Raw genomic sequence first — 5,637 nt, 5'->3', positions numbered from 1 at the left:
TATCAAAAACAGATAATACATGGATTCGCTCAACCTGCCGTCGTTTGCAAACTTTTCAAAGCCCAGTGAATACTTGAGAAGAACTGACCTTGGAATCAGGAAGCTGTCTGATGACGGATTCAGTATTATGCCCTCCATATCCTCGCTTAAAACGAAATTGACCAGCGTTGCCAGGTTGATTATCTGGGCATACTTGAATTTGGAGGTGCTGATTTCCTTGATCTTTTCAGTTGAGGAAAATATTGTTGCATATCTTCCGCCGATTCTGTCAAGATACATGTTGGCCAGAGGGCCGGTGTTTTTTTGTGATATAAGACCGTCCTTCGCCTTGCCAGTCAAATCCAAATCGGATATCATAAGTGTCAATAAACATGACCTTGAAAGCCTTTCAAAAAGCCCCTCCCAGTCACCTATGTTTGCAGGATTGGCGCAGAAGGCTTCAAGAGCATCATTGTCGATTGATGCGTAAATTTCTTTAAGCTCCTCTTCGCTGTAGGGGTTGTTAGTAAAGAAACTGGTCTTTGGAATGTTTTCGATTCCCAGAATGAACTCCTTTTTGAAAAGGTATTTTTCAGAAGCGGGATTTAGGATATACCCGTCAATGTCTGTTGTTTTGATAATGTTTTGATAAAGCTCAAAGGGATTGTTTAAAACTTCAATATCCTCGTTTCTGTAGAATTTGTGAAATTCATCAAGGTCAGTGAAAAGTGGTGTTATCTTTTCTGATTCGTCTTCATATATGATGAAATTCAGAGTTCCGTTCTGCCTTTTGGCGGGAATGTACAGGTTGGAATATCGAAATTCGTTAATCAGTCTTAAAAAAAGCTCTTCGGTTATTTTGTTGTCATTGAGATATATGTCTTCAATAACGGACCTTAGGTGTTTGTGGCTTATCATCGGTTTAAGTTTATGTTAATAATAAAATAAAAAGTTGTTGTGGGATTGCCCACAAATCATAATTCGAATGAATATTTAATGGCATTTTCAAGACTTGGATCATCGATGATGACTTCAATTCCGCTTGCCTGAGGAAGAATGTCATCTCTTGTGATGAAATAATCGTCTGTGGCCGGATTGATGATAATCCCGTCCATGTCATTTCTTAAAATATATTCAAAGAGAGCTGAAAGAACGGTTACCTGGCCGTAATAGCATAATTCGGTATCTGCTTCCAATAACTTATTGATGGATTGCCTGTCTGTAAATACCGCTCCAAAGCGGATGTTGTCATCCTCAAAGCAACAGAGGTTGAATCCGTCAATGTCATCTGCATCAATGATTCCGTCCTGCGCAAATTCATCCAGCGGATCGTCGCTTACTGTAAGATTGAGGAGTGTGGAATTTGACAGCTCGACATAGAGCTTCTCGATGTCTGCGTTGTTTTCCTCATCCCTGATGAATTCAAGAAGGGAATCGTTTGTGGCTGTTTCGAAAATTTCCTTGAGTTTTTCAGGGCCGTATGCCTCATAATCTTCATCTTCGACGGTATCCACATCAAACAGCATGTTGTTGAGGAAGTCTTTGTCAACAGGCATGGAGTTGCTTTCAACGTTGATTACAATTCCTTCAAAGTCATTTTCCATTACCAGTTCCTTGTATGTGTCAAAATCAAAGGTAAGAGGTTCATATCCGAGATCTTCAGTCACGTGACTTTTGTACTCTTCGATATCTGTGAAAAGCGGAATGTATGAGTCATCGTCTTCATCGGATTCAAGACGTTCAAATGAAAATGCGTCTTCTTCCTGAATTGCTGGAATCAAAAGGTTTGATACCTTCAACTCGAAAACGAATTTCAGCACAAGATCTGCAGGTGTCTCTTCTTCTTTTTCCAAATAGGTTCTTAAATTATCTATTACATCTTTAAGATGATTGTTTGTAATATCGCAATTCTGCATGTAATCGCCATGTTTTATTTTATTGTTTTTAATATTTGTATTTTAGGTATATATAATTTCATGTTTATTAATGAATTATATCGTATATTAATGATGTTAATACATCGAATAATCAAATATATACTGGGTTATAATTAAAGACTAAAAAAATAACTAAGAAAGTATTTATCTTTAAACAAAAAGATAATCATGTCTGAAAAAATCAATGAAAAGGAGATTTGGGAAAACATAGGATACATTAAAATCTCACCGACCAGATACAAAATCCTGAAAACAATTGAAGGAGAGTTTGTAATGCCTTCCGAAATTGCAAAGTCAACAGGTCTGCGAATAACACAGGTGTCAAACGCCCTTCATGATTTGAAAAAGAAAAAGCTGGTTTACTGCATGAACGAGGAGGCATCAAAGGGAAGGCTGTATCAGAATACCGAATTGGGCCTTGAAGTATTGAGAAGAATTGAGCAAAACAAAAAATAACTATTTCACCAGCCTGCAGATTACATACTCATCAAGATATATCAGCACCACTTCTGCCTTCTTATAATCCATTTTTCTTATTTCAGTTGCACTTTTGACATTATCTATCAGCGTATACTCGTTGTTTGCAACATACCCGACCGTTTCACCATCAACTTCAACCCTTATTGCATCACTGTCATGCTCATTGTCATCCTCTCTTATCAGATTAACAATGAGACCTTTTTTAAACGGTTCCATTCCGAAGTAGAATCTGGTTCCGGTGATGTTTATCAGCGTGTCTTTAGTGTTTTTTAAAAAGTCGACCTGCTCGTCCAATTCTTTTATCTCATCGGTCATTCCTTCAGCTATAAGATAGCATCGCCTTGACTCGATTGGCCTTTCAAGACAGTCGAGAATGCTTCCCTTGAGATACCAGAACCTTTCAAAATACTCGTCGTTTTTAGACATCGGCAGGATGGTTATGGCTTGGGTAATGAGTTCCAAAGCCTTATTCTTATCGTTGAGTGAATTGGCCCAGCGGTAAAGCATTCTGGCCTTGTTTTCATATATATCTTCACTGTCAAAAAGCTCAAGTGCCTCATCATATGATTTCATGGATTCGCTGAAGCGGTTGAGGTTTTCCAGTATGACTCCCTTCTGGTTATAGTATTCAAAATTAGTTTCGTCGTTTTCGATTGCCACATCAATCAGGCAAAGGGCTTCCTTATATCGTTTAGCCTTGCTTAGTCTGAGAGCCTCGCTGTAGAGGACATCTGCTGTTGAAGTTTTTGTGGCTGGAACATCATCGGTTATGGTTTTAGTGTTCCAGTCATCAAGACTTTCGCCGTATTTCTTGTCCATAAATCACCTATAGGTTATCTACGTATTTGGCCACTTCCTCGCCTTTTTCGGTCAGCCTGTAGATCCTGTTCTTGTTGGCTTCCTCATTGATACAGACAGCCACCTCACATTCCTTGAGCTGTCTTAAGACATTGGATATATGGTTGATTTTGATTCCTGAATCTTTAGCTATGGTGCTGGGGTTTTTTTCACATCCCTGCAGTGCCTTTACGGCCCTTGCACGATATGATGAAATGTTGATGTATCCATATACCTTTAAAATTTCATCATCCATAATGGCATTCACCTCGATTGTGTTTATCTTGTTATGAATATATCTATTTAATATTAAATATTTTTCCCCTATTCGCCATAGTCCTTGACTGATGAGATGAGCCCTTCCATATCATCGATGAGATTGTCAACATCATGGTCCTTTGATGAGTCCATGCTCAGTATAAGCTCGTTTGTCAAATCGTCAATCTTGTCTATGATTGATTCCATTATATTAATTTTAGAGTCAAGTTCCTTATCTATTCTCGGTGAATCCTCTGTTGCAAGGTGGAGAATGTTTAATGCGGATTCTGATTCCCTGTTGAACACTTCAGATGACTTGTCCACCATTGAGATGAATCTTGTGTAGGTTATCTGAGGAGGTGTGAATTTCTTTTCAATGACTTCACGTGCAACCTTTTCCTTTGTCTTGAATTCCTTTGTAAGGGCATTTACCTTATCCTCATATTGCTGGAACTTAGGTATGACTTCAGGCTCCTGTGACTGTCTTTTAAATACTTTAGGAATTTTTGGTCTTGACTTTTCCTTATTTTCAATCTTTTCAGGAGGCTTTCTGGTTTCAACCCTTTTGGGATTGGTAGGGTTCGGATTGGTCAGCCTGTGAATTCCGCAGCCCACAAGGAATACCGGAGTTTCAATTATGAGTGCAAATAAAATCACAGCGGCGAATGTTGCAGGTCCTAACTCTGTTGCGCTAATTATCGCAAATACAACAAACACCAGAAATGAGATTATTTTGGTTTTTGATGGTACAAATTCACCGGTTTTCTTGTTCTGCCAGAAGAAGAACAGGTGGATAAGGTCAGGTATGACTCCGTAGTCATTGTATGTGATTACTGCATTTGAAGGCCTTCCCTTTATGATGTGTAAAAGGTATCCCACAATGAATGTGAGCGCTGATAGAATAAGCGCAAGGACAAATGTTCCTGTCATTGACGGTGAGCTGAATCCTGCTATAAACAGAAACAGGAATACGCATATTCCAGTCACCTTTGATTTTGCAAGGACATATTCCCCGCCGTATTCCCAGTAGAGCAGTGAGCGCTTGAAGCTTGAGGGTTTGCTTTCATCCTTAACGACAACAGCATTTTTCTTAAATGATTGTGATTTGCATTCCGGGCAGAAGTTGGCGTTGACGTCAACCTTTGCTCCGCAGTTGTTACAGGTTTTATAATCATTGTTCATCTTCATCATCCTCGATTAGGAAATCTTCATATGTTAAAGTGTTGAGTTCTTCGTCTGATATCTCTTCTTCAAGGGCCAGTCTGTTGGCCTGTCTTGTTATTACCTCTTCGAAAAGGTTTCTTACTGCACGCCCGTTTGCGAAATTGCTTGAGCGGTGCTCATACATCGCCTCGAAATATTGCCTGAGGTACTCCTTTGCCGGCTCGTCAAGCGTGAGGTTGGCTTCGGTTGCCATCAGCATGAATATTTCATAAAGCTCAGTTTCATTATAGTCCTCAAAGTATATGAACTTATTGAATCTTGACTCGAGACCAGGGTTTGAGTGAAGGAAGCTGTCCATCAGCTGCGGATATCCCGCAACAATAACGATCAGATCGTCACGGTTGTCCTCCATTGCCTTTAAAAGAGTGTCAATCGCTTCCTTTCCATAGTCGTTTTCGCTTGCCTGGTTAAGTGAGTATGCCTCATCTATGAAAAGTATTCCGCCCATTGCGGATTTTATGACCTCCTGGGTTTTGATTGCGGTCTGGCCCACATAACCTCCCACAAGGCCTGACCTGTCGGTTTCAATTAGATGCCCCTTGCTTAAAAGGCCGATTTCGTGATATATTTTTGAAAGCAGTCTTGCCACGGTGGTCTTTCCGGTTCCGGGATTTCCTGAGAAAACCAGATGGAGGCTCATCGTAGGCTGCTTTATGCCTCTTTCATCTCTAAGCTTTCTTATCTGGACAAGATTTATTAGTGAGTTGACATCCTTTTTGACCTTTTTAAGGCCAACCAATTTGTTCAGCTCTTCCAGATATTCATCAAGTGAGTGCTTTTCTTCATCGGTTTCAGGGATTTCCTGGGTCTCTGTTTCTATTTTCCCTAAAACCTGACTTGCGGTTTTTGTCATAAGATTGGTGGAGTCAATGTTTAATCTGCCTTTAAGGTTTGATATAAAGTCATTGAATCTTTTCAAGGT

Annotated in this window: 7 protein-coding genes; 1 reads left to right on the top strand and 6 read right to left on the bottom strand. The window is 39.7% G+C overall.

What is annotated here, in order from left to right; all coding sequences use genetic code 11:
* Nucleotides 1-897, bottom strand: an 897-nt coding sequence (locus QZU83_RS09950; protein ID WP_295611840.1) for an SseB family protein, incomplete at its 3' end; no start/stop codon positions are given.
* Between the two features lie 56 nt (nucleotides 898-953).
* Nucleotides 954-1,895 (bottom strand): SseB family protein, encoded by a 942-nt coding sequence (locus tag QZU83_RS09945; RefSeq protein WP_295611839.1) that lies wholly within the window; start codon nucleotides 1,893-1,895, stop codon nucleotides 954-956.
* Between the two features lie 189 nt (nucleotides 1,896-2,084).
* Here QZU83_RS09945 and QZU83_RS09940 point away from each other — a divergent pair, with 189 nt between their 5' ends.
* Nucleotides 2,085-2,372, top strand: a complete 288-nt coding sequence (locus QZU83_RS09940) for a MarR family transcriptional regulator (protein ID WP_295611838.1) — start codon at nucleotides 2,085-2,087, stop codon at nucleotides 2,370-2,372.
* Here the strand turns inward: QZU83_RS09940 and QZU83_RS09935 are convergent, their stop codons facing one another.
* From QZU83_RS09935 to QZU83_RS09920, 4 genes are all read right to left on the bottom strand, one after another.
* On the bottom strand, nucleotides 2,373-3,215 hold the full coding sequence (locus tag QZU83_RS09935; RefSeq protein WP_295611837.1) for an HIRAN domain-containing protein: 843 nt from the start codon (nucleotides 3,213-3,215) through the stop codon (nucleotides 2,373-2,375).
* A gap of 7 nt (nucleotides 3,216-3,222) precedes the next feature.
* On the bottom strand, nucleotides 3,223-3,501 hold the full coding sequence (locus QZU83_RS09930) for a transcriptional regulator (RefSeq protein WP_295611836.1): 279 nt from the start codon (nucleotides 3,499-3,501) through the stop codon (nucleotides 3,223-3,225).
* 56 nt (nucleotides 3,502-3,557) lie between these two features.
* A complete protein-coding gene (locus QZU83_RS09925; RefSeq protein WP_295611835.1) occupies nucleotides 3,558-4,673 on the bottom strand; it encodes a zinc ribbon domain-containing protein in 1,116 nt (371 codons plus the stop codon).
* A partial coding sequence (locus QZU83_RS09920; protein ID WP_295611834.1) for an AAA family ATPase occupies nucleotides 4,663-5,637 on the bottom strand: 975 nt, incomplete at its 5' end. The genes QZU83_RS09925 and QZU83_RS09920, both read right to left, overlap by 11 nt.

Origin of the sequence: uncultured Methanobrevibacter sp. (genome assembly GCF_902771435.1) — an archaeon.
Classification (GTDB): domain Archaea; phylum Methanobacteriota; class Methanobacteria; order Methanobacteriales; family Methanobacteriaceae; genus Methanocatella.
Note: the sequence above shows the minus strand (reverse complement) of the source record. Positions and strands in the feature narration are given on the sequence as shown.

What these genes read in the sequence shown, in the direction of transcription:
- QZU83_RS09945 (WP_295611839.1), bottom strand. Translation starts at nt 1,895, where the DNA reads ATGCAGAATTGCGATATTACAAACAATCATCTTAAAGATGTAATAGAT.
- QZU83_RS09940 (WP_295611838.1), top strand. Translation starts at nt 2,085, where the DNA reads ATGTCTGAAAAAATCAATGAAAAGGAGATTTGGGAAAACATAGGATAC.
- QZU83_RS09935 (WP_295611837.1), bottom strand. Translation starts at nt 3,215, where the DNA reads ATGGACAAGAAATACGGCGAAAGTCTTGATGACTGGAACACTAAAACC.
- QZU83_RS09925 (WP_295611835.1), bottom strand. Translation starts at nt 4,673, where the DNA reads ATGAACAATGATTATAAAACCTGTAACAACTGCGGAGCAAAGGTTGAC.